The organism is Winogradskyella ouciana (assembly GCF_009709615.1).
Lineage (GTDB): Bacteria > Bacteroidota > Bacteroidia > Flavobacteriales > Flavobacteriaceae > Winogradskyella > Winogradskyella ouciana.
In genome coordinates, this window is sequence record NZ_WJYA01000295.1 from 1 (window position 1) to 238 (window position 238).

General features: G+C 53.8%; 1 protein-coding gene. It reads left to right on the forward strand.

All coding sequences use genetic code 11. The annotated features are described in order from the left end of the window. The coding region (locus F1003_RS19195; RefSeq protein ID WP_202913945.1) for an anti-sigma factor antagonist at positions 1-238 on the forward strand (238 nt) is incomplete at both ends.

The following is a 238-nucleotide window of genomic DNA, read 5'->3' on the forward strand; positions in this document are numbered from 1 at the left end:
AAAGAGAGGTTTATTCAAGGGAGAAGGAGTGAGTCAGCCATGAGTTTGCGGATTGCGATGGAGACCCGGCAAGACGTGCTGGTGATCCGCCTGCAAGGAGAGCTGGACCATCATACAGCGGAAGAGCTGCGGAGCAAAGTGGATGAACTTTTGCGCACCCCCAACATTCGTCATATCGTGCTGAGCCTGGCTGATTTGGCCTTTATGGACAGCTCCGGTATCGGCGTGATTTTGGGAC